Genomic DNA, 19,231 nt, shown 5'->3' on the forward strand with positions numbered 1-19,231 from the left:
AATATGAAAGGAATAAGATCCTTTGAAAGAGGTGCTAGGCAGTGAGTTCCATGGATCATACAATGAAATTTAACTTTAAGCAGGACGAAGTCGAGGTAGATGCCCGGGAAGTCCTGTTGCAAGTATACGAGGCGCTCGAAGAAAAAGGATATAACCCGATTAACCAAATTGTCGGCTATTTAATCTCCGGCGACCCAGCCTACATCCCGCGCCACAATAACGCCCGCACGCTTATCCGCAAGCTGGAGCGCGATGAATTAATTGAGGAGCTTGTCCGTTCATATCTTCGCTCGAACCAATAACAAGGGGGAATTCCTTGAACGCGTAGCCCGGTTTTTTCTAGATGACAAAAGCCGGGCATGACACGCGCGGATATGTTGAGGGAGAATGTATGCGTATCATGGGACTAGATGTTGGAGAGAAAACTATCGGCGTCGCAATCAGCGACGAACTTGGCTGGACAGCGCAGGGAATTGAGACGATTCAGCGGGAAAGCAGAAAAAAAGATTATCTCCGCATCGAAGAACTCATAAAGCAGTATGATGTTGGAGAAATTATTGTTGGATTGCCGAAAAATATGAATGGTACAATCGGCCCGCGAGGTGAAATGTGCCAGGTTTTCGCGGAGTATCTGCACAACCGTTCGCGTCTTCCTGTCAAACTGTGGGATGAACGCTTAACGACAATGGCGGCGGAAAAGGTGTTGCTCTCAGCTGACGTCAGCCGTAAAAAACGAAAACAAGTGATTGATAAAATGGCAGCGGTAATGATTTTGCAAAATTACCTGGATGCCCAGAAATAGGAGGTTATCCGTATGGATTTGGACAAAATGGGAATCGAAGTGGGCGAATACATCACGCTTACGGATGAAGAATCAGGTCATGAATATGAATATCTTGTCATGTATATTTTTGAAATCGAAGATCGGGTGTACCTCTGCCTTGTTCCGGCCGATCAGGAAGATCAGGAAGAGTACGAAGTAGAATTCCTTCGTTACGATGGAACGGATACACTACAGCCGATTGAGGACGAGAAGGAATGGGAGCAGGTAGAAGCCACATTTGAAACACTCATGAACGAGCTGGATAACGAGGAAGTCTAATCCGTGCGGAAAAAAACGGGCCACGCGGTGGAGGTAAGGCATTTGCGCGATTCCTGGGGAAACCAAGTCGAGTGGTATGATGAGCAGCTAGGACGAACAGAACGATATGATATCGCGTTTGAAATGAGGGTGAATGAGCAGACGTATGCGTTGCTTCAACCCGCAAGCTTTGCTGATCCGCATCCGTACCTTTTTAAGTATTCTTTTTCGCAGAACGGAACTCCCGCCCTTGCGCCGATTGAAGCGGAAGATGAATGGGAGCGCGCGGCTGACGCGTTTGCAGATTGGCTGAAGGATAATTCGTTCCAATGAACATTCATAGGGCTAAACGAAGAAACCCGGATTTTGGCTGAAAATGGTCGAATTCCGGGTTTTTGCTGTAATGACTGTTATCGGATATGCACCTCGCTTCTCCAAGAAGGGGATTTCATTATTTTTGTATAATCTTATTAATATGTCATTTTAAAAGGGGGAGAAAAATGAGCATTCAAAATGAATACTTACAATGTGTCATTGCTAATTTCAAAACTATCAAAGATTTAGGAGAAAAAACCATTTCTCAACTAGACATCGAGGAATTACACTGGTGTCCAACGAGTCAGTCAAACAGTATCGCCATTATTATCAAACATCTCAGTGGAAATATGCTTTCAAGATGGACGGACTTCCTAACAACAGATGGTGAAAAGCCTAATAGAAACCGGGATGATGAGTTTAAAGGAGGATACCCAACAAAAAAAGCCCTTCTTCAAGCATGGGAGGATGGGTGGAACACTCTCTTTACTACCTTGCACAGTTTAACGGAGAATGACCTATTAAAAACTATTTATATTCGCGGCGAAGCTCACTCTGTTGTAAAAGCCATACAAAGGCAAATTTCCCACTATTCATACCATATTGGACAAATTGTTTACATTGGTAAGCAAATTAAAAATGAAAACTGGTCCTCTTTAAGTATTCCTAAAGGAAAGTCTATAGAATACTTAGAAGATATGCTTAAACAACATCCACAAAAGCTAAGAGAGTAAAAACAAGCATTGCTTGCTTCGTCCCTTTCTTTAGTCATCGTAAAGGGGGCCAACGCAATCCATGCTTCTCCTTTAAATATGCAAATACGTGTTCAACCATTTATTTCCATTATGCATACAGGCGTTTATTCACTTCTGTATCGCAGATGCTTTGCTTCGTCCAAGTAATTCGCCCAAATGTGTCGATTCCCCGTTTTGCAGCCTCCGGTTTTCCTACATGTTCCACGACTTGTTCAAAAACGTCCGAAAAGATTTGACTGTCATGGACATTAGCTGCGGTGACCATAACGCTTATGACAAAGCCATTCTGGTCGCTTCCTTCATGGAAATAATAAAAAAACGCTCTGGATAGCACACAGGTTGTGTGCTTCCAGCAAACCCCTAAGCGATGAAGCATATGACAATACCGGAACGTCACATCATAACGGAAAAACGTTCTTCTTGGCCCTCTTCGTCCCTCGTTTTTCCGTACGACGTTTCGATAAGTTTGTTGTATAATAAAGCGATGGAAAACGATAGAGAAAGAGAGAGGATATTGCCAATGCGAAATCAGAAAGGAAGCGTTGTGCGTAAGACCATTACATTTGCGTTTACAACTTTGCTCTTGTTTGCGCTTGTAATAGGTGGAATTTATTACTATATTTGGAATGGTCTTCAGCCTGTCAAGGAGGAAAAAGGGAAGAAGAAAGTAGTGGAAATTCCTCCGAATTCATCGGTGGGCCGGATAGGAAAAATTCTTGAAGAGAACAATTTGATTAAAGACGCGCACCTTTTTTCCCTTTATGCAAAAATAAAAGGCAAAGGCTCTGACCTAAAAGCCGGGAAATATCAGTTAACCGTAGGGCAGTCGATCGACGAATTACTTGTGAAAATGTCAAACGGGGATGTTTATAAAGATACTATTACTGTGACCATTCCGGAGGGCTTTACGGTTGAACAGATTGCTGCACGACTTTCGGAAAAAGGGCTTGTTAAAAAAGATGCTTTTTTGCGCGAAGTAAACCAGGGAAAGTTCGCTCAGGAAATTGTAAAAGGCATTCCAGCAGACAAGCGAATGAAGTACAGACTGGAAGGATATTTGTTTCCAGATACGTATGAGTTTAAAAAAGGAATAACAGAGCATGAAATTATCGGGCGGATGCTTGACCGTTTTGAAGAAGTGTGGAACGAAGAATGGGAAGACAAATTGAAACAGCGTAATTTGAGTAAACATCAGGCAATTACGCTTGCGTCCATTGTCGAACGAGAGGTACGCGCTGAGAATGAACGCAAAAAAGTAGCAGGTGTCTATTTTAACCGCCTAGCGAAGCAAATGCCCTTGCAGGCGGATGCAACGATACAGTACTTATTCGATAAACAGAAGGAACGGATAACGTATAGCGATCTGAAAATGGACAATCCGTACAACACCTATAAAGTAAAAGGACTCCCACCGGGACCGATCGCCAATCCTGGCGAAGCGGCGCTTGATGCGGTCGTCAACGCGGAGAAGCATAACTATTTGTTTTATGTAACGAAAAAGGACGGCACAGGCCAGCATTATTTTGCGACAACATATGAGGAACACCTCAGAAATATTGACAAAAGCAAAGCAAACCAAAAATAGATTTTACACTATGGATATGTTATTATATAAAAGTTTATAAAGAAACGATGGGGTGTAAAATAATGATAACCTCAAACAAAGTCAATCGTTATATGGAGTCGCTCATTCCGCCGCGTGCGGAACTTCTTATGCGGATGGAACGCGAAGCTGCTGCGGAGCGCATCCCGATTATCCAGTTGCCCAGTATTCAGTTTATCCGCTTTTTGCTCACTATGCATAAGCCGAAGCGGATTCTAGAAGTAGGTATGGCGATCGGGTATTCTACCATTTGGCTTGCGCAGGCGGCGCCGGACGCCCACATTACGTCCATTGAGATTTCGGAGGAAATGGTGCGGCGCGCACGGCAAAACTTCGCTGAAGCGGGTGTAAGCGACCGGATTACCGTGTTTCATCAGGATGCACGGGACGGGCTCGATGGCGAGCCTCGTTTTGATTGCATCTTTTTCGATGCGGCTAAGGGGCAGTATCACACTTATTTTGATACGTATGTGCCGTATTTAGTGGAAGGCGGGCTTTTAATTTGTGATAACGTCTTTTTTCGCGGCATGATCGCTGAAGCAGACGAAGATGTTCCTAAAAGCAGGCGCGGCATGATAAAAAAATTGCGCGCGTTTAATCACTTTTTGGCTGAACATCCGGCGCTTGAGACGTCATTTGTTTCCATAGGAGATGGATTAGCTTTATGCATAAAACGGGGGGAAGTAATGTGAAAAAACCGGAATTGCTCTGTACGGCTGCCGATCTGGATGAGCTTGTACGGGTCATTGACGCCGGAGCAGATGCGGTAAGTATCGGCCATGAACGATTTGGCCTCCGGGTCGCGGGAAATTTTGAACTGGATGATATTCGCCAGGCGACGGAGCTCGCGCATGGGCGGAAGGCAAAAGTATATATCTCGGTTAATGCTTTATTTCATAATGATGATTTAGCAGAGTTGCCCGGATACTTGCGTGCGCTTGAAGACATCGGTGTGGATGCGATTGTTTTCGGCGATACCGCGGTTCTTGTAACGGCGCGTCAGCTTGGGCTGAAAACACCGCTGCACTGGAATGCGGAAGTGCTGACGACAAACTATGAGACGATTAACTATTGGGGTAGCAAAGGTGCGACGCGCGCGTTTGTGGCGCGTGAGTTGAATATGGACGCGATTCTTGAAATTAAAGAAAACGCGGATGTGGAAATTCAGGTACAGGTACACGGGATGACGTGTATTTTCCATTCCCGTCGTGACCTGGTGTCTAACTACGAAAAATTCAAAGGCCAGGAAGCCAAATCGGCTGGAATGGATCGCAGGTTGTTCATTACGGAAGAAAAGCGTGAGGATTTACATTATCCGATTTATGAAGATAGGAACGGCACTCATATTATGAGCGCAGAAGACATCTGCATCCTTGAGTATCTCGATGAACTGATGGAAGCGGAAATTGACAGCTTTAAGATTGAAGGAATTATGAAGGACACAGACTATAACGTAAAAGTCGTTTCCATTTACCGCCGTGCGATTGACGCGTACGCCGAAAGTCCGGATAAATTCAGGGACATAGTAGGTGGATTAATGGAAGAATTGCGCGCCATTCAGCCGGCCGATCGGGAACTTACGACAGGCTTTTTCTTTAAAGAGCAAGTTTATTAATGAGGTGATAATCCATGACGGAAATAAACGTCATTTCCGATAAAAAAATTGTAACGCCGCGCCGAACCATTCTGAAAAAGCCGGAAGTGCTGGCGCCGGCCGGCAATTTGGAAAAGCTGAAATTTGCAGTGCGTTACGGTGCGGACGCAGTATATATTGGTGGCCAAAGCCTTGGCCTGCGCGCGAACGCGGACAACTTCTCATTTGATGAAATGCAGGCGGCTGTCGAATTTGCGCATGAGCATGGCGCAAAAGTATTTGTGGCGACCAACATTATCGCACACAATGAAGATTTGCATCAGGTGGACGATTTTATGCGCAACTTGCAGCGTGTCGGCATCGACGCGATCATTGTAGCCGACCCTGCGCTAATTGAGCGCACGAAACAGGCGGCGCCCGATTTGGAGCTCCATTTGAGCACTCAGGCTTCGACTACGAACTGGCAGACAGTGCAGTTTTGGAAAGATGAGGGTGTAAGTCGCGTAGTGCTTGCACGTGAAGTCTCTATCCGCGAAATCTGTGAGATCAAAAAGCATGTTGATATTGAAATCGAGGCGTTTGTACACGGAGCGATGTGCATTTCCTATTCTGGGCGCTGCGTGCTATCCAACCACTTTACGGCGCGCGACTCAAATCGCGGCGGGTGTTCGCAATCCTGTCGCTGGCAGTATGATATGTTCGAGGAGTTACCGAAAGATGATGAATCAATGGAACAAATCGGCAAAAAAGCGCTGCCGATGTTTAGTGAGAACGATCCACAATTTACGATGAGTTCGAAAGATATGTGTATGCTTGAATTCCTGCCAGACATGATTGAAGCGGGTGTAGACAGTTTCAAAATCGAAGGGCGGATGAAGAGCATTCATTATGTGGCGACCGTAACCAACCAGTACCGCCGGGCGGTGGATGCGTACTGTGCTGACCCGGATAACTACAAGCTGAACCCAGAATGGATGGAAGAAATCAGGAAAGCATCCCATCGTTCGCTAACGACAGGTTTCTTTTATGGCGTACCGACAGAGAAAGATCAATTATACGGAGAAAATGAAGAGATGCCGCAATACGATTTTGCGGGTCTTGTGCTTGATTATGATCCAGAAACTGGAATTGCGACGCTGCAGCAGCGCAATAAATTCAGCGTGGGAGATACGGTCGAATTTTTCGGTCCGACGCTTGATCGTTTTGCGCAGAAGGTAAAAGAAATGTGGAATGAGGACGGGGAGGAAATTGCGTCCGCACCGCACGCAATGCAGACTATAAAGCTGCGCGTAGCTCGTCCGGTCAGCCGTTATGATATGATGCGCAAGGAGAAAAAGTAAGAATGGTAACACCTGTTATTATTGGTGTGGCGGGCGGCACTGGCTCCGGCAAAACGACGGTCGCTCGCGAGATTTACCGTCGGTTTGAAAATATGAACGTCGTGATGATTGAACAGGATTCTTATTATAAGGATCAATCTCATCTTACGTTTGAAGAAAGGACGAAAACGAACTACGATCATCCCATGGCGTTTGATACTGATCTGCTTATTGAGCACTTGAAGTGTCTGCGTCGACGCGAACCGATTGAGAAGCCCGTATATGACTATAAACGGCATACAAGGGCCAAAGAAAAGGTATGGATCGAACCGAAAGATGTTATTATTCTTGAAGGCATTCTTATTTTAGAAGATGAGCGGCTCCGTAACTTGCTGGATATTAAAGTATTTGTGGATACGGACGCAGATGTGCGCATTATCCGCCGTATACTGCGTGATATCGAGGAACGTGGCCGTACGCTCGAGTCGGTCGTGGAACAATATTTAACGGTTGTGCGTCCCATGCACATGCAGTTTATCGAACCGACTAAACGCTACGCGGACATCATTGTTCCGGAAGGTGGACAGAACCGTGTGGCTATTGACTTGCTTTCCACAAAAATTGATACTGTGCTCCAGTCGCTTTCGGCTGGAATGTAATTTACACATATGGAAAAGCCGGCGTTTGCAATGCGATAAAAGCCCGGCTTTTTCTTATTATGATTTTCCGGCCTGTTTCGTGTTTATTCCCCTTATCGCCCGGCAAAACTGAATAAATAGTCTACCGATTTGGGAAAGGGGCTTTCTTATGTCACTCAATCGGAAAAAGCGCCGGATGTTTATCGTGCTTTTGCTGTTTACGTTCCTGTATACAGGTATTATTACCCGGTTGGCCTGGATTCAGGTTATTGCTACTCGTTCTTTTTCGGTACATAATGTGGATCTTGTAGAACGGGCCGTGGCGCAGCGTCGGGAGAAAATTGTGCTCAATACCGGGCGCGGTATGATTTACGATCGCAAGGGAAATCCCTTGACCGGCGATGAACAAATAGGGTTGGCTATTTTTCCGCTGGTGCGATATTCGCTTGGGGATAGTGGGAAAGTTGGTAAGCTGGGGCAAATTTTAGGTATTACAAAAGAAGAAGCAGGCATGCTTTTGTCGAGCGTAAAGCACGCCGGATTCTGGCAGGACAAGGATGGGAATATTATTTCTCTGCGTGAAGACCAAGCGCGACAAATCCGCGAGTTGAATCTATCCGGTGTCGTTCCGCTACCTGTAACGACACGTTATCCAAAAAATTGGCTGGCCCGTCATGTTATCGGGTATATCGGGCAAAATCCGAAGCTGATTCAAGAAAAATACCAAGAAGATGTAGAGGCAGGGGTGCTCAAGCCTACAAGCAAAGTCGGCATAGCAGGGCTGGAGAGAACGTTTCAGCCGTTTCTTATGGGCGTCGGGGAGACATCGGTTTCGTATTATGTGGACGGACGCGGCAATCCATTAAACGGTCTCGATGTGCGGCTGCAGAAAGCGGACAATTCTTTTTATCCGCTCACGCTTGTCACAACGATTGACACCACTATTCAAGAACAACTGGAAAAGGCATTCGACAGCTCTCCGGTACGAAAAGGAGCCGCGGTCGTGCTTGATGTGGAGACGAAAGATGTATTGGCCATGGTATCGCGGCCGAATTTAGATCCATCAAAGGCGAATACGGCTTCCGACGCGTGGAGAAATCGGGCAATAAAGCAAGCGATCCCCGGTTCCATCTTCAAAATTGTTGTGGCTGCAGCGGCGCTGGAGGAAGGGGTGGTAAAACCGGACGATCACTTCACATGCAAAGGAAATCTGGGTAAATATGGTTTTTCTTGCTGGAAGAAAGAGGGGCACGGTGACATTACATTTGAACAGGCATTCGCTCAATCATGCAATATTGCGTTTGCTGAAATCGTCAAAAAAGTTGGCCCGGAGAAGCTTCAGCAATATGCGGTCAAGCTCGGGTTAAATCAGCAAATCGGGTGGGAAAAGCTCCCATTTTATAAGCTGGGCAAATTTCGGCAGTTTGATAGCGAGGATCGGGGACAGGTATTTGCACATGATATACCGGTAAAGGACGAGGGAATTCTAATTCAAACAGGGATCGGACAGCGCGATGTGCAACTGACCCCGATGCAGGCGGCGAATATGGCGGCGATTATTGCTTCCGGGGGGAAAAAACAAAAAGTCCGTGTTGTTCAGTCCGTTAATTATCAGAACGGTACAACGTTTTACCGTTTTGAGGATCGACCGTTAGATGGAGCGGACATTTCACCCGCTACGGCAAGTACGCTTCGCAAATTTATGGAAGATGTCGTGGATCAGGGAACCGCTACCATCCTGAAAAGATTGCCGTGGAAGGTAGCTGGTAAAAGCGGTACAGCGCAAACAATCGTGAGGGATGAGCCAAAAAACAACCACTGGTTTGTCGGTTATGTTCCGCGTGAAAAACCGCGCTATGCCATTGCGGTGCTCGCGGAAGAGCAGCCAACAACCGGTATGAATCAAGCTACAAAGCTGTTTGGTTCGTTTATTACGGACTTGGCACAGGCAGAGCAAGAAAAATATAAACAAAATTGAATGCGGTTTTTGTTATAATGAAAAATAGTGGAAGAAGGATACATAAACGAAGAAATAATAAGGAGTTGAACGATGATGAGTGAAGCAGTAAACACGCTTGAAGGTTGGTTTGCCCTGCATGACTTCCGTTCCATTGACTGGGCAGCTTGGAAAAGCGCTTCAGAAGAAGAACGTCGGGCGGCGCTGGAAGAGTTGATCGCATTTATGCATAAATGGGGGGATGTAGAAGCGAACAAGCAGGGAAGCAGCACGATGGTTTCCGTAGTCGGTCATAAAGCGGATATCGCGTTTATGCATTTACGCCCAACCCTAGAAGAACTGGATGCGTTGGAGGCAGAATTCAACAAGACGCAATTTGCGATGTATACCATACAAACATATTCGTACGTTTCTGTTGTCGAACTAAGCAGTTACGTCTCTCAGGCTGAAAACCCTGAGGCTGACCCGGCGATTCAGGCGCGTCTGAAGCCAATTCTTCCAAAAACGAAGCATATTTGCTTCTATCCGATGAACAAGAAACGCGAAGGCAATGACAACTGGTATATGCTGTCGATGGAAGAGCGCCGCGCGATGATGCGCAGTCACGGCATGATCGGGCGCAGTTACGCGGGACGCGTTACGCAAATCATTACTGGTTCCGTTGGACTAGACGATTGGGAATGGGGCGTCACGCTATTTGCGGATGATCCGATTGTATTCAAAAAGCTGGTGTATGAGATGCGTTTTGACGAAGCGAGCGCGCGTTTCGGCGAGTTCGGCACGTTTATTGTCGGCAATCGCATGACTGAAGAGCGTGTGAATGAATATTTCGCAATCTAATGAAAGCAAAAAAAGAGGGGCCCCATCACTTTGGGCCCCCTTTTTTTTTCGTAAATATATAATAGGATAAATATATAACGTTTACGTTAAATAGAATTTTTAGTATAGTCAAAATTGACAGTCATATGAGGAAAAGGTGATCACGGCTGATGAAGAGGCAAGAAACCTACTCTATATCTCAATTATCCAGTGAATTGGATATATCCACCCGAACGATTCGTTATTACGAAGAAAGGGGGTTGTTGCATCCAACTCGTTCACCGGGGGGCACCCGACGTTACACAAAAGCGGACAGAGCCAGGCTGAAATTGATTCTTAGAGGAAAGCGATTTGGTTTTAGTCTGGACGAAATCAAAGAAATGCTCGATCTTTTTTATGAAGATCGCTTAGGAGTAAAACAGCTGGAACGAACCATCGAATACGGTGTGGAGAAAATCAAGCAAGTAGAAGAGCAAATTGAAGAATTAACCGTTTTAAGGGATGAATTGCTAAGTTTCAAAGAAGCCTTTGAAGCTCGGTTGTGGGAGTTAAAGCGAAGCAATACGGAAAATGAAGGAAATTAACCACGAAATATTTTGATATGACACGCGAGAAGACCCCTTCCTCCACGTCTCCGGCGTAGGTGGGGGAGGTTCATTATAAAAGGAGGTTGAAGTGATGGAGAGCAATGAATTATTCAGTATTGGTCAACATGCATTGGCAGCGCAATCTTTCAGCAGACTTCTTGGAACGAAACTTATGGTGTTTCAGCCCGGCGAAGTTGTATTGGAGCTTCCGGTGCACGAAAAATTGTTGCAACAAAACGGATTCGTTCACGGCGGTGTTCTCAGTTATGCGGCTGACAACGCACTAACCTTCGTTGGTGGCTCGGTTCTGGGGCCGAATGTCTTGACATCCGAATACAAGATAAACTACCCCTGCCATTGGGGAGAAGCTCGTCGCCCGTGGGACTGTTGTTTATGCCGGCAAACTCCAAGCGGTATGTCGCTGTGATGTTCTCGTTATCAAGGATGGAGAAGAGGAGACACTTTGTGCCACCGCCCAGGGAACTATTGTGACGATAGCATCTGAAAAATCAGAGACTGGTTGTTAGGCGGCAAGGAGGTGAGTGTGATGATACGTGAGACGCATACCGTCACGAATCAGCCGAAGCCACTTCATCCTTTCAACCCCCTTGACATTGACCTTTCCCTACAAGATGCGCTTGCCCGAGAGAAGGGTGCTTGGGGGATTAATCAATGCCGAGAGTTCGCCGTTCTTGCAGGATCTGAAGAAGCATTGGAACATGCCGAGCGCGCGGCAAGAAACCAGCCGCGTCTGCATACCCACGACCGTTTTGGAAGTAAGTAAGCTATACTCCTTCCTCCTTTCACTCGTGTTACCACACCTTCATGTTTAGAAGTAGAAGACTTTTGGCGAGGTAGGTTAAAAGCAATAAGCTGATCGATTTTTTATTTATGCTAGATTTTGTGAAAGATCAATACGATCTCTATAAGGGGTTCAGCCGAGATACGTGTAAAAATGGGTCATAACCTGTTTTTTATTTTCATAAAAAATCTTATACGCTAAGCGATGTTTCACATGAAAAAAGCCGATTTCCTTAATGTACTGAAAATCGGCTTAAGCATGAACTTTATTTTTTAGAACTAACGATAATAAAAGTTAAAGCGTTAATTACAGTAAGTACAGTAATTGTTAGTAATGATACCTAATCCTATGGAAAGAAAAAGCCAAGCCTTTCTAGATATATTTGTCAGTTTCCTCACCTCATTTTATTTATTGAGCCCACACCCAAAAAGGTAGATCAGAAGTAATATACGAATCTACATATCTAATTGTTATACCCGTTCCCCATGCATTAGCAGCAGAAACAACACCAGCACCTATAGTCATTAATCCAGCTGCAACTCCTGTATATAAAGCTGTAACAGGTTTGTTATGATAGGCTGCTAAAGCTGCTGCTGTTGCCGTTGCACCAGTTCCACTTGTTAATAGGCCAACAATTGCATTTGCTTGACAGCTATTATAATACACAATAGATCCATACCAGGTACTTTCTGTACCGCTTTTTCCTTGACAATTAGAGGCTGCATATACAGTCATTTTTTGATTTTCATGAGTGGCGGAACTTTGTTTCTGTTTCATAGTGTTAGCATAATTATTTATTTCATTTTTTGTTCTTTCAACTAATTCTTGAGGAACATTATTTTGTTCAGCAGCTTTAGCGTCAAAAGTTATTTGCTCACCGTTTACTTTGATATAAGGATAAATTAACTCAGCTTCTTCCTGTATTTTTTGTAAATGCTCTTGTAAATCTTCAGCCTCTTTTGCTTGTACACTACTACAAGAGTCTTTCCATCACCTTTTCGAGGATGAATTGGTGAAAGAAACAGGATGCCATGTTCCTCTGATTGCTTGCGTGCTTTTTTGTTGTCATAAGAGGTATCACCAATCATCATTTGGATATTAAAATCTGTAAGTTGACTTAATCAATCGGATACAGCATCACTATCGTACACATTTGCTGTTGTTAATTCTTGTGCCAAAATAATACCTGTCGGTGTTGTTGCCAGATGTAACTTGTAACCCTTGTACCACTTATGGCGTGTAGACATGCCCCATTTTGCCTGTTGGTCATAAGTACTATCAATTAAAGCTAAAGGAATATGTTTTACGTCTAAATCAGAAAGTATTTGTTGATGAATCAAGGAAAGACCTCACTATTTGGTATTTGGTCGCGCTTTATTTCTGCACCATTCAAAAATTGAACGTGTCTTCTCCTTTTTGAAAAATAAACAAGGAATAGAACAACCGCACTGGCACGGTAAAAATCGTTATCATGTTCATTGCCATCTATATGTTATTATTCATAATAAGTGAACGGTTGGTCAAAAAACTTTAACGCGCTTAAACAATGCTTTGTGAATAATCCAAAGCAATACTCCGATGAGCAAACTCATCCAAGCCGGAAGAGGAATCACTGGCAGTTCATCCCTAAAGAAATAATAGATGACCAGAGGAACAATATAAACAAAGGCTAAGGGCAGAAAATAGCCCCAAAGTATACGCCCGCCTAATTTCATAAAAGTTGATTTCCTGAGAAAAAACATGACGAGATCTACCGCGAAAACCATAAACATAGGGAAAAGAAAAATACTCACATCCATCCCTGTTTTATGGGGCAGATTAAAAAAACGATGTAATAAAGGATCAATCAACAAACGGAAAATACCGTCATATAGAAAACCCACATATAGTCCGACACCAAATATGAAGAGAAAACGGCCAATGCTGTAAGGAGAATATTTGCCCATTGATTGCACCAGTTCCTCGCAATAGGCTTCCGGATTCTCACCAAATACCTCTTCTGCTGACCTTCCTTCCTGCTGTGCAATCAGCAAATGATCAAGAATCTCCAGCAGCAACTCCTCCGTCCGCTTTTCGGGAATTGGACTCAATCGCAAATAAATAAGCATCTTTTCATAATACTCTTTGTTTTTCTTGTTCAACAGCTTCCGCCGTTCATTGTTTGCGTCAATCATCTCTTTAACTATCATTTTTCTCACTCCCTAGATTTAGGATACGATCAACTGAATTCTTCATATCCAACCATATCTCTTTAAATGCCCCTAAAGCCTTGTACCCTTGTTCCGTCAGATGGTAATACTTGCGTTTTGGTCCGCTCGGCGAATCTCTGAGCGTTCCAGCTATCAATTTATCCTTTTCCATGCGCAGAAGAACGGGGTAGATACTCCCTTCACTCACAAATGATAGACCGTATTTTGCCAATTTAACGCTAAGTTCATATCCATAAACTTCTTCACTGGCAATTACGGCTAAAATACATCCTTCCAATACTCCTTTGAGCAATTGACTCTTAGACGACACGCTTCATTCACCACTATCCCCATTTTTTTGCTGAACAACCTTTACGATATTACAGAGCTTGGCAAATCCGTAGTGCATATACTATCTTGTTTAACAAGGTAGATGACCAAAAGTAAGCTATCTTGTTAAACAAGATAGTAATCTTATTCTAATTGATTATAGGGAAAAAATCAACATGATTCCATATACCTGGACGTATCCAAACTCATGAAGATCGTTGGGGCGAATCACGAAGCAGTTCCATGAATCAGTTAAGTACTTCCTAGCCCCTTAAAAGTTTTTTCATTAAATTCTCACACCATTCTATATAGAGCCGTTCATATTGGATGCCGAAATCTACTACAGAGATGCTGGAGGCAATAGGGTCAGCGCTGTTGGACGGTTCGAGCATCCGGGTAAGTTCCTCCTTTTTCCAAGTATGCCGTTAATCTCTCTTCATGCTGTTTCTTCATCTCCGTAACCTGCCTGATCATCTGTGATGGCTCTACAAGCCATGAATTGTAGCCTTCAACAGAAAATCGTCGCGCGTCTGTTCCAGCTCGCTAGGCTCATTCATCCACTCGATTAATGCCTGTCTTCCTGATTCCGTGATCTCATATATTTTTCGCTTGGATTTTCACTTTAGTTTTGCAACACCCTCATCAACTCCTATTTCTCCAACTCTATTAAATGCGTAAGAATAATTAAATTCAGGATTTTTAACATTAGCTGATGCCACTACAATATTACTTGATTTCATCCTTTTCTCTTTATATTTCCACTCCACCCTCACTTTATTATTATTTTCTGCAACCTTATTCGAAAGAAACAGAAGGACACAAAAAGCCAAAGTTATAAATATAGTGATAAATTTCTTTTCACCAGTTTGGATTAAATCAAAAATTAAATAGCTTAGAGAAAATAAAAAACCTATCCATAAAAAAATTTTTAAAAAGTTACACTTCAATATTCTCCCTCCTAACAAATCAAATAACAGTCTATATTTTAACATATTTTTACTTAATTTAACTCTATCATTTGGTACTATATTCCAAATAAAAAACATCCCTATGAATTTAAAAATATATTATATTTTTACTATTTTTAACATTTAGCGTGGCGGCGACCTCTTTTCTAAGATAGCCTTCCATGACAAGACGAACCGCCATGACACGCGCTTGTAAGGCAGGATCTTTGACTTTCCGTTCCTGTTTTCGTCATGTTTTGACTGTCCAGCCATGAGTATTCGTAATTTTTACTCGCTTCATTCTTCATTCCGCTACCTGATAAAGGAAGAGGGGAGAGGGATAATATTGCTAGTACAAATACTCTTTTTATGCCAACTTCGCTATATATTTTTGTATAATAACAAGAAAAATATGGTATATTGTAATAAATATATAATTTCTGCAACTTGTTTTTTGGAAAATATGGTGATAATATGTAAATAAATTGGTTTGTAATAACATATATTGAAAAATATGGAGAGGTTAGGGTGATGGATAGGGAATTGATTACAGTTGTGACCGGGTATCATTTCTTTATAAATAAAGAACAAATAAGCTCGAATAAATGGTTTGGGAAAATAAATGATGTAACTTTCACTTCAACACTTACACTAAAACCGTTCAAAATTCATCAAAAATTGGCACCGTTTCTTCTGCAATCCGTTGCTTATGTTGTTTCTTTGTTAGAACAGAGAAATCTTTTACCGGAACCGGATCGAAGAGGAGTCATTATGAATGTGCCTAATGCTATCTCTATAGAAATTGATTCTTATCTTAATGCTTTCCATCAACCGCGCAGAAGAATCAGACCTCATCAGAGTTTATCTATAGATTCAAGCTCCCCAACTGCACTTGTTACCTTACAATTCAATTTTAAAGGACCCTCAGCTACATTGACTGACTTGTATGGTGGTTTGAGCGGGTTAGGCTGGGCGTATAATCTGATAAAGGAGGATCGTACTGATTTAATGTTAGTAGTTGATATAGATAGAGAACGGTCCTTAACAGATAATTTTGTTGGAAGTATTAGTGTTGCGGCGTTAATGAAAGAGACTTCCCTGGGGGGGATAGTACCAATCGGTAAATTAGTGGATTGGTCATTTAGGCATCCAGGAAATGATAGTTTATACGGAAGTAAGTTAGAACAGGCAATGACCTGGCTTGAATCAGAGAATTCATTGCCAAGGTTTGGTTATGTCGATCACGACAACTGGGCAATTTGCTTTACCAAATCATAGGGGGGACAAGGAGTGAGAGTGGGTATAGCTGGTCTGGGTATTGTTTCTCCTTATGGATTCGGTCTTGAGTCGTTTTCTAAAGGTCTGTTTTCTGGAAAAAGCGCGCTTACTCCTTTAACCAGATTTGATGCTCGAGGGTTTCGATCTCAAGTGGGTGGACAAGTTGACTTTCAAAGTGACAAATTGGAGGAATCAATATCGAAATTTTGGTTGAACAAAGCCTTAGAAGAGGCAATGAAACAAGCAGAATGCAAGATAGAGACGTGGCGGAGCTGTAAGAAAGCTATTATTTTACCAGTTGTGAGTGGGGATTCTTCATCTACATATGGAGAAAGGGCAGAGATCTGGGTAAAAGATCCTTTGGATTTCCTCCCTTTTGCATGGCGTGAGCGAACACCTGTATTACGTGTATCAGCAGCATGCTCTTCCATTAGTTCTGCAATCGCAATGGCCAAAAGCCTTGTTTCACAAGAACAGCTTGATATGGTAATGATTGCACGAGCAGAGTTATTAAATGAATATGAATATGCTTCACTTGACATTGTTAAAGCTATTTCAACAGACACAGCACGTCCCTTCGACCAAAATCGTAATGGAATTTTAGTAGGAGAAGGGGCGGGGGTCATTTTACTAGAGTCAGAGGAATGTTTGCGAGATCGTGGGAAAAAGCCGCTAGCATGGATAGATGGAATTAGTCATATTGTTAGTGGATATGGAACAAATATGGTTGAGCTAGATAAAGAGAGTACGATGCAAACCATGCGTGAAGCACTAGAGGAAGCGAAGCGTAAAAAAGTTGATTGCATTCAGGCACATGCAACAGGCACACCACAAGGTGATCTTATTGAGGCAGTGAGCATTGTAGAGGCTATAGAAGAGGGGAACATGATTCCGGTTAGCTCCCATAAAGGTGCTATTGGGCATTTATTACGTTGTTCAGGAGTAATGGGATTAGCTACAGGGGTAATTTCCTTGAAATGTCAAGCAATACCAACGACTATTGGTTTGATAAACCTCGATCGGGCCTGTCCTATTCACGCAGTAATCGGACGTAGTATGAAAGCAACAGTAGAGTCTGTGCTTATCAATAGTTTTGGTTTCTGCGGAAATTATGTGTCTATGGTAGTTACTTCAGCGAAATCTTAAGAAACAATGAGTATTAAAAGTGTATTTTTGTAGAAAAATTGTGCGATAGTGTCAGAAAATAGGAGGAAGTATGAGTTTTATACACGTTTCTAATCTACGGAAAGAATATGCTTATTACAGAAAAGAAGTTGGATTACTCAATTCTATTAAAAACCTGTTTCATCGGGAAAAGCTGGTTAAGGAAGCGGTACAGAAGATTTCATTTGATATTGATGAAGGAGAGATGATAGCTTTTCTTGGACCGAATGGTGCTGGAAAAACAACAACCTTGAAAATTTTATCGGGCATCTTGCATCCAACAAGTGGAGAAGCAACTGTGATGGGTTATGTTCCATGGGAGCGTAAAAAGGAATTTAAAATGAACTTTTCTATCGTTATGGGACAAAAAAGTCAGTTATGGTGGGATTTACCTGCTAATGAATCCCTATATTTAAATAAATTTATTTATGAAGTTGAAGATCGTGAGTATCAAAAAACATTGGATGAACTAACAGAGTTACTTGATGTTAAGGATGTTTTGGATGTACAGGTGAGAAGACTTTCTTTGGGAGAAAGAATGAAGCTAGAATTGGTGGCTGCATTAATTCATCGACCTAAGGTTATTTTCTTGGATGAGCCTACAATTGGATTAGATCTTATTTCCCAGAAAAGTATTCGTAAATTTTTGAAGTATTACAATGAAGAGACGAAAGCTACGATTATTCTAACAACGCATTATATGAAAGATGTAGAAGACCTTTGTAAAAGAGTTATTATTATCAATCAAGGAAAGATTGCTTATGATGGCAACTTAAACAAAGTAAATGAATTACTGAATCAGAAGAAGCTTGTTAAAATTCAATTTTCCTCTCCTGTTCCACAAACAGCTGTAGAAGCTTATGGGATTGTAAAAGAACACAATGAATTTGAAAGTTTGATTGAGCTGGATCGCGAGCAATTAAAACAAAATTCTAAATTGATATTAGAACATTTGCCTGTAAGTGACATTAATGTAGAGGATATCCCCATCGAAGATAGCATTACGATTTTGTATAAGAAGGATGAGAAAAATGAGAAGGTTGCGCAGTTATAGGAAGTACATTCATACTTTTCAATTAGGTATACAATCAGCAGTTGAATATCGAGCTAATTTTGTTTTGGGGATTGTAGGAAGTGTATTCTCCATCACCATATTGACTTACTTATGGACAGCTATTTTTAATAGTCAAAGTCCTGGCTCTACCGTTTTTGGGTACACATATCGGGAGATGATTACTTATACACTGATTGCGGCAGTGACAGCCAGGATCATTCAAGCTGGTTTTGAGTATGATGTAGCGGAAGATATAAAGGAGGGTGGACTTAACAAATTTATAATTAGACCGATTGGCTATCTTCCTTATAAAATCTATTCTTTTCTTGGTTCTAAGCTAATTTATATTGTTGTCAGTTTTATTTTAATCTTTATTATTTTGTTCATGTTAAATAGGCTGATTCAAGTAGAGATTAGACCTGTTAATATCGGTTATTTTCTTATTACACTTTTGCTTGCTCTCGTATTAAACTTCTTTATCTTCTTTTGTATTACTACCATAGCCTTTTGGCTTGAGAATGTCTCTTATATATTTGAAGCTCCGAAGATTTTACTGGTGATTTTAAGTGGAGGGATTTTTCCACTAGATGTCTTTAGTGATACAATTCTCTCCTTTCTGAACTACTTACCCTTTAAATATACGGTAAATTATCCAGTAGATGTGCTTATTGGGAAGTACCAAGGTATGGAGCTAGTGAGAGGAGTGGGTATACAGGTATTCTGGATTGTGGCTTTTGCTCTTATCTCCAAACTTTTATGGGGTATTGGTATTAAAAAATATATTGCTATAGGTGGATAA

At 42.3% G+C, this 19,231-nt stretch carries 24 protein-coding genes and 1 pseudogene; 19 read left to right on the top strand and 6 right to left on the bottom strand.

Features of this window, described 5'->3' with window-relative positions:
• Positions 1–41 precede the first annotated feature (41 nt).
• The 5 genes from BLR88_RS05105 (at position 42) to BLR88_RS05125 (ending at position 2,130) form a co-directional block, all read left to right on the top strand.
• Positions 42–302 (top strand): IreB family regulatory phosphoprotein, encoded by a 261-nt coding sequence (locus BLR88_RS05105; RefSeq protein WP_057897953.1) that lies wholly within the window; start codon positions 42–44, stop codon positions 300–302.
• Positions 303–391: 89 nt separating this feature from the next.
• Positions 392–802 (top strand): Holliday junction resolvase RuvX, encoded by a 411-nt coding sequence (ruvX, locus tag BLR88_RS05110; protein ID WP_057900239.1) that lies wholly within the window; start codon positions 392–394, stop codon positions 800–802.
• 12 nt (positions 803–814) lie between these two features.
• Positions 815–1,102 carry a DUF1292 domain-containing protein gene (locus tag BLR88_RS05115; RefSeq protein WP_057897954.1) on the top strand — a complete coding sequence of 96 codons (288 nt, stop codon included), beginning with the start codon at positions 815–817 and terminating at the stop codon, positions 1,100–1,102.
• A gap of 3 nt (positions 1,103–1,105) precedes the next feature.
• Positions 1,106–1,414: a DUF1292 domain-containing protein gene (locus BLR88_RS05120; RefSeq protein ID WP_057897955.1), complete on the top strand. Its 309-nt coding sequence runs from the start codon at positions 1,106–1,108 to the stop codon at positions 1,412–1,414.
• Positions 1,415–1,581: 167 nt separating this feature from the next.
• Positions 1,582–2,130 carry a DUF1572 domain-containing protein gene (locus BLR88_RS05125; RefSeq protein ID WP_091260110.1) on the top strand — a complete coding sequence of 183 codons (549 nt, stop codon included), beginning with the start codon at positions 1,582–1,584 and terminating at the stop codon, positions 2,128–2,130.
• A 37-nt stretch (positions 2,131–2,167) separates the two neighbouring features.
• Here the strand turns inward: BLR88_RS05125 and BLR88_RS20525 are convergent.
• Positions 2,168–2,315: pseudogene (locus BLR88_RS20525) on the bottom strand (IS5/IS1182 family transposase); the annotation flags it as partial.
• A 356-nt stretch (positions 2,316–2,671) separates the two neighbouring features.
• On the opposite strand from BLR88_RS20525, the gene mltG reads away from it, so the two are divergent.
• From mltG to BLR88_RS05180, 10 genes are all read left to right on the top strand, one after another.
• Positions 2,672–3,736 (top strand): endolytic transglycosylase MltG, encoded by a 1,065-nt coding sequence (gene mltG, locus BLR88_RS05135; RefSeq protein ID WP_057897958.1) that lies wholly within the window; start codon positions 2,672–2,674, stop codon positions 3,734–3,736.
• A 62-nt stretch (positions 3,737–3,798) separates the two neighbouring features.
• Positions 3,799–4,446 carry an O-methyltransferase gene (locus tag BLR88_RS05140; RefSeq protein ID WP_091260112.1) on the top strand — a complete coding sequence of 216 codons (648 nt, stop codon included), beginning with the start codon at positions 3,799–3,801 and terminating at the stop codon, positions 4,444–4,446.
• A complete protein-coding gene (locus BLR88_RS05145; protein WP_091260136.1) occupies positions 4,443–5,369 on the top strand; it encodes a peptidase U32 family protein in 927 nt (308 codons plus the stop codon). Before BLR88_RS05140 ends, BLR88_RS05145 begins: the two co-directional genes overlap by 4 nt.
• 23 nt (positions 5,370–5,392) lie before the next feature.
• Complete coding sequence (locus tag BLR88_RS05150) at positions 5,393–6,688, top strand: peptidase U32 family protein (RefSeq protein WP_408863347.1); 1,296 nt, start codon at positions 5,393–5,395, stop codon at positions 6,686–6,688.
• A 2-nt stretch (positions 6,689–6,690) separates the two neighbouring features.
• Complete coding sequence (udk, locus tag BLR88_RS05155) at positions 6,691–7,326, top strand: uridine kinase (protein ID WP_057897961.1); 636 nt, start codon at positions 6,691–6,693, stop codon at positions 7,324–7,326.
• Positions 7,327–7,474: 148 nt separating this feature from the next.
• The gene (locus BLR88_RS05160; RefSeq protein WP_091260113.1) at positions 7,475–9,283 is read left to right on the top strand and encodes a peptidoglycan D,D-transpeptidase FtsI family protein; all 1,809 of its coding nucleotides are present in this window, start codon (positions 7,475–7,477) and stop codon (positions 9,281–9,283) included.
• Positions 9,284–9,358: 75 nt separating this feature from the next.
• On the top strand, positions 9,359–10,102 hold the full coding sequence (hemQ, locus tag BLR88_RS05165) for a hydrogen peroxide-dependent heme synthase (RefSeq protein WP_057900241.1): 744 nt from the start codon (positions 9,359–9,361) through the stop codon (positions 10,100–10,102).
• Between the two features lie 149 nt (positions 10,103–10,251).
• Entirely contained in the window at positions 10,252–10,665 is a 414-nt protein-coding gene (locus tag BLR88_RS05170; protein ID WP_057897963.1) for a MerR family transcriptional regulator, read from the top strand.
• 94 nt (positions 10,666–10,759) lie between these two features.
• Positions 10,760–11,095 (top strand): PaaI family thioesterase, encoded by a 336-nt coding sequence (locus BLR88_RS05175; RefSeq protein WP_217639375.1) that lies wholly within the window; start codon positions 10,760–10,762, stop codon positions 11,093–11,095.
• A 120-nt stretch (positions 11,096–11,215) separates the two neighbouring features.
• A complete protein-coding gene (locus tag BLR88_RS05180; RefSeq protein ID WP_057897965.1) occupies positions 11,216–11,452 on the top strand; it encodes a hypothetical protein in 237 nt (78 codons plus the stop codon).
• A 426-nt stretch (positions 11,453–11,878) separates the two neighbouring features.
• Here BLR88_RS05180 and BLR88_RS05185 read toward each other — a convergent pair whose 3' ends face one another.
• The 5 genes from BLR88_RS05185 to BLR88_RS05210 all read right to left on the bottom strand — a co-directional run bounded on the left by BLR88_RS05185 (position 11,879) and on the right by BLR88_RS05210 (position 14,936).
• Entirely contained in the window at positions 11,879–12,247 is a 369-nt protein-coding gene (locus BLR88_RS05185; protein ID WP_057897966.1) for a hypothetical protein, read from the bottom strand.
• Between the two features lie 344 nt (positions 12,248–12,591).
• The gene (locus tag BLR88_RS05190) at positions 12,592–12,810 is read right to left on the bottom strand and encodes a transposase (protein WP_062731146.1); all 219 of its coding nucleotides are present in this window, start codon (positions 12,808–12,810) and stop codon (positions 12,592–12,594) included.
• Between the two features lie 180 nt (positions 12,811–12,990).
• Positions 12,991–13,611 carry a DUF1129 family protein gene (locus BLR88_RS05195; protein WP_162264999.1) on the bottom strand — a complete coding sequence of 207 codons (621 nt, stop codon included), beginning with the start codon at positions 13,609–13,611 and terminating at the stop codon, positions 12,991–12,993.
• Positions 13,612–13,648: 37 nt separating this feature from the next.
• Complete coding sequence (locus BLR88_RS05200; protein WP_057897968.1) at positions 13,649–13,990, bottom strand: PadR family transcriptional regulator; 342 nt, start codon at positions 13,988–13,990, stop codon at positions 13,649–13,651.
• Positions 13,991–14,606: 616 nt separating this feature from the next.
• Entirely contained in the window at positions 14,607–14,936 is a 330-nt protein-coding gene (locus BLR88_RS05210) for a hypothetical protein (RefSeq protein ID WP_057897969.1), read from the bottom strand.
• Between the two features lie 531 nt (positions 14,937–15,467).
• Here BLR88_RS05210 and BLR88_RS05220 point away from each other — a divergent pair.
• The 4 genes from BLR88_RS05220 (at position 15,468) to BLR88_RS05235 (ending at position 19,231) form a co-directional block, all read left to right on the top strand.
• Positions 15,468–16,214 carry a beta-ketoacyl-[acyl-carrier-protein] synthase family protein gene (locus tag BLR88_RS05220; protein ID WP_057897970.1) on the top strand — a complete coding sequence of 249 codons (747 nt, stop codon included), beginning with the start codon at positions 15,468–15,470 and terminating at the stop codon, positions 16,212–16,214.
• Positions 16,215–16,226: 12 nt separating this feature from the next.
• Positions 16,227–17,360: a beta-ketoacyl synthase N-terminal-like domain-containing protein gene (locus BLR88_RS05225; RefSeq protein ID WP_057897971.1), complete on the top strand. Its 1,134-nt coding sequence runs from the start codon at positions 16,227–16,229 to the stop codon at positions 17,358–17,360.
• A gap of 70 nt (positions 17,361–17,430) precedes the next feature.
• A complete protein-coding gene (locus tag BLR88_RS05230) occupies positions 17,431–18,432 on the top strand; it encodes an ABC transporter ATP-binding protein (protein WP_057897972.1) in 1,002 nt (333 codons plus the stop codon).
• Positions 18,410–19,231 (top strand): ABC transporter permease, encoded by an 822-nt coding sequence (locus BLR88_RS05235; protein ID WP_091260115.1) that lies wholly within the window; start codon positions 18,410–18,412, stop codon positions 19,229–19,231. The genes BLR88_RS05230 and BLR88_RS05235 overlap by 23 nt, the downstream gene beginning before the upstream one ends.

Origin of the sequence: Aneurinibacillus thermoaerophilus, assembly GCF_900099925.1 — a bacterium.
Taxonomy (GTDB): Bacteria; Bacillota; Bacilli; order Aneurinibacillales; family Aneurinibacillaceae; genus Aneurinibacillus; species Aneurinibacillus thermoaerophilus.

Bases quoted from the DNA above. Each gene is read 5' to 3' on its own strand.
- ruvX (WP_057900239.1), top strand. From the start codon at position 392: ATGCGTATCATGGGACTAGATGTTGGAGAGAAAACTATCGGCGTCGCA.
- BLR88_RS05115 (WP_057897954.1), top strand. From the start codon at position 815: ATGGATTTGGACAAAATGGGAATCGAAGTGGGCGAATACATCACGCTT.
- BLR88_RS05125 (WP_091260110.1), top strand. From the start codon at position 1,582: ATGAGCATTCAAAATGAATACTTACAATGTGTCATTGCTAATTTCAAA.
- mltG (WP_057897958.1), top strand. From the start codon at position 2,672: ATGCGAAATCAGAAAGGAAGCGTTGTGCGTAAGACCATTACATTTGCG.
- BLR88_RS05140 (WP_091260112.1), top strand. From the start codon at position 3,799: ATGATAACCTCAAACAAAGTCAATCGTTATATGGAGTCGCTCATTCCG.
- udk (WP_057897961.1), top strand. From the start codon at position 6,691: ATGGTAACACCTGTTATTATTGGTGTGGCGGGCGGCACTGGCTCCGGC.
- BLR88_RS05160 (WP_091260113.1), top strand. From the start codon at position 7,475: ATGTCACTCAATCGGAAAAAGCGCCGGATGTTTATCGTGCTTTTGCTG.
- hemQ (WP_057900241.1), top strand. From the start codon at position 9,359: ATGAGTGAAGCAGTAAACACGCTTGAAGGTTGGTTTGCCCTGCATGAC.
- BLR88_RS05170 (WP_057897963.1), top strand. From the start codon at position 10,252: ATGAAGAGGCAAGAAACCTACTCTATATCTCAATTATCCAGTGAATTG.
- BLR88_RS05175 (WP_217639375.1), top strand. From the start codon at position 10,760: ATGGAGAGCAATGAATTATTCAGTATTGGTCAACATGCATTGGCAGCG.
- BLR88_RS05180 (WP_057897965.1), top strand. From the start codon at position 11,216: ATGATACGTGAGACGCATACCGTCACGAATCAGCCGAAGCCACTTCAT.
- BLR88_RS05185 (WP_057897966.1), bottom strand. From the start codon at position 12,247: ATGAAACAGAAACAAAGTTCCGCCACTCATGAAAATCAAAAAATGACT.
- BLR88_RS05220 (WP_057897970.1), top strand. From the start codon at position 15,468: ATGGATAGGGAATTGATTACAGTTGTGACCGGGTATCATTTCTTTATA.
- BLR88_RS05230 (WP_057897972.1), top strand. From the start codon at position 17,431: ATGAGTTTTATACACGTTTCTAATCTACGGAAAGAATATGCTTATTAC.
- BLR88_RS05235 (WP_091260115.1), top strand. From the start codon at position 18,410: ATGAGAAGGTTGCGCAGTTATAGGAAGTACATTCATACTTTTCAATTA.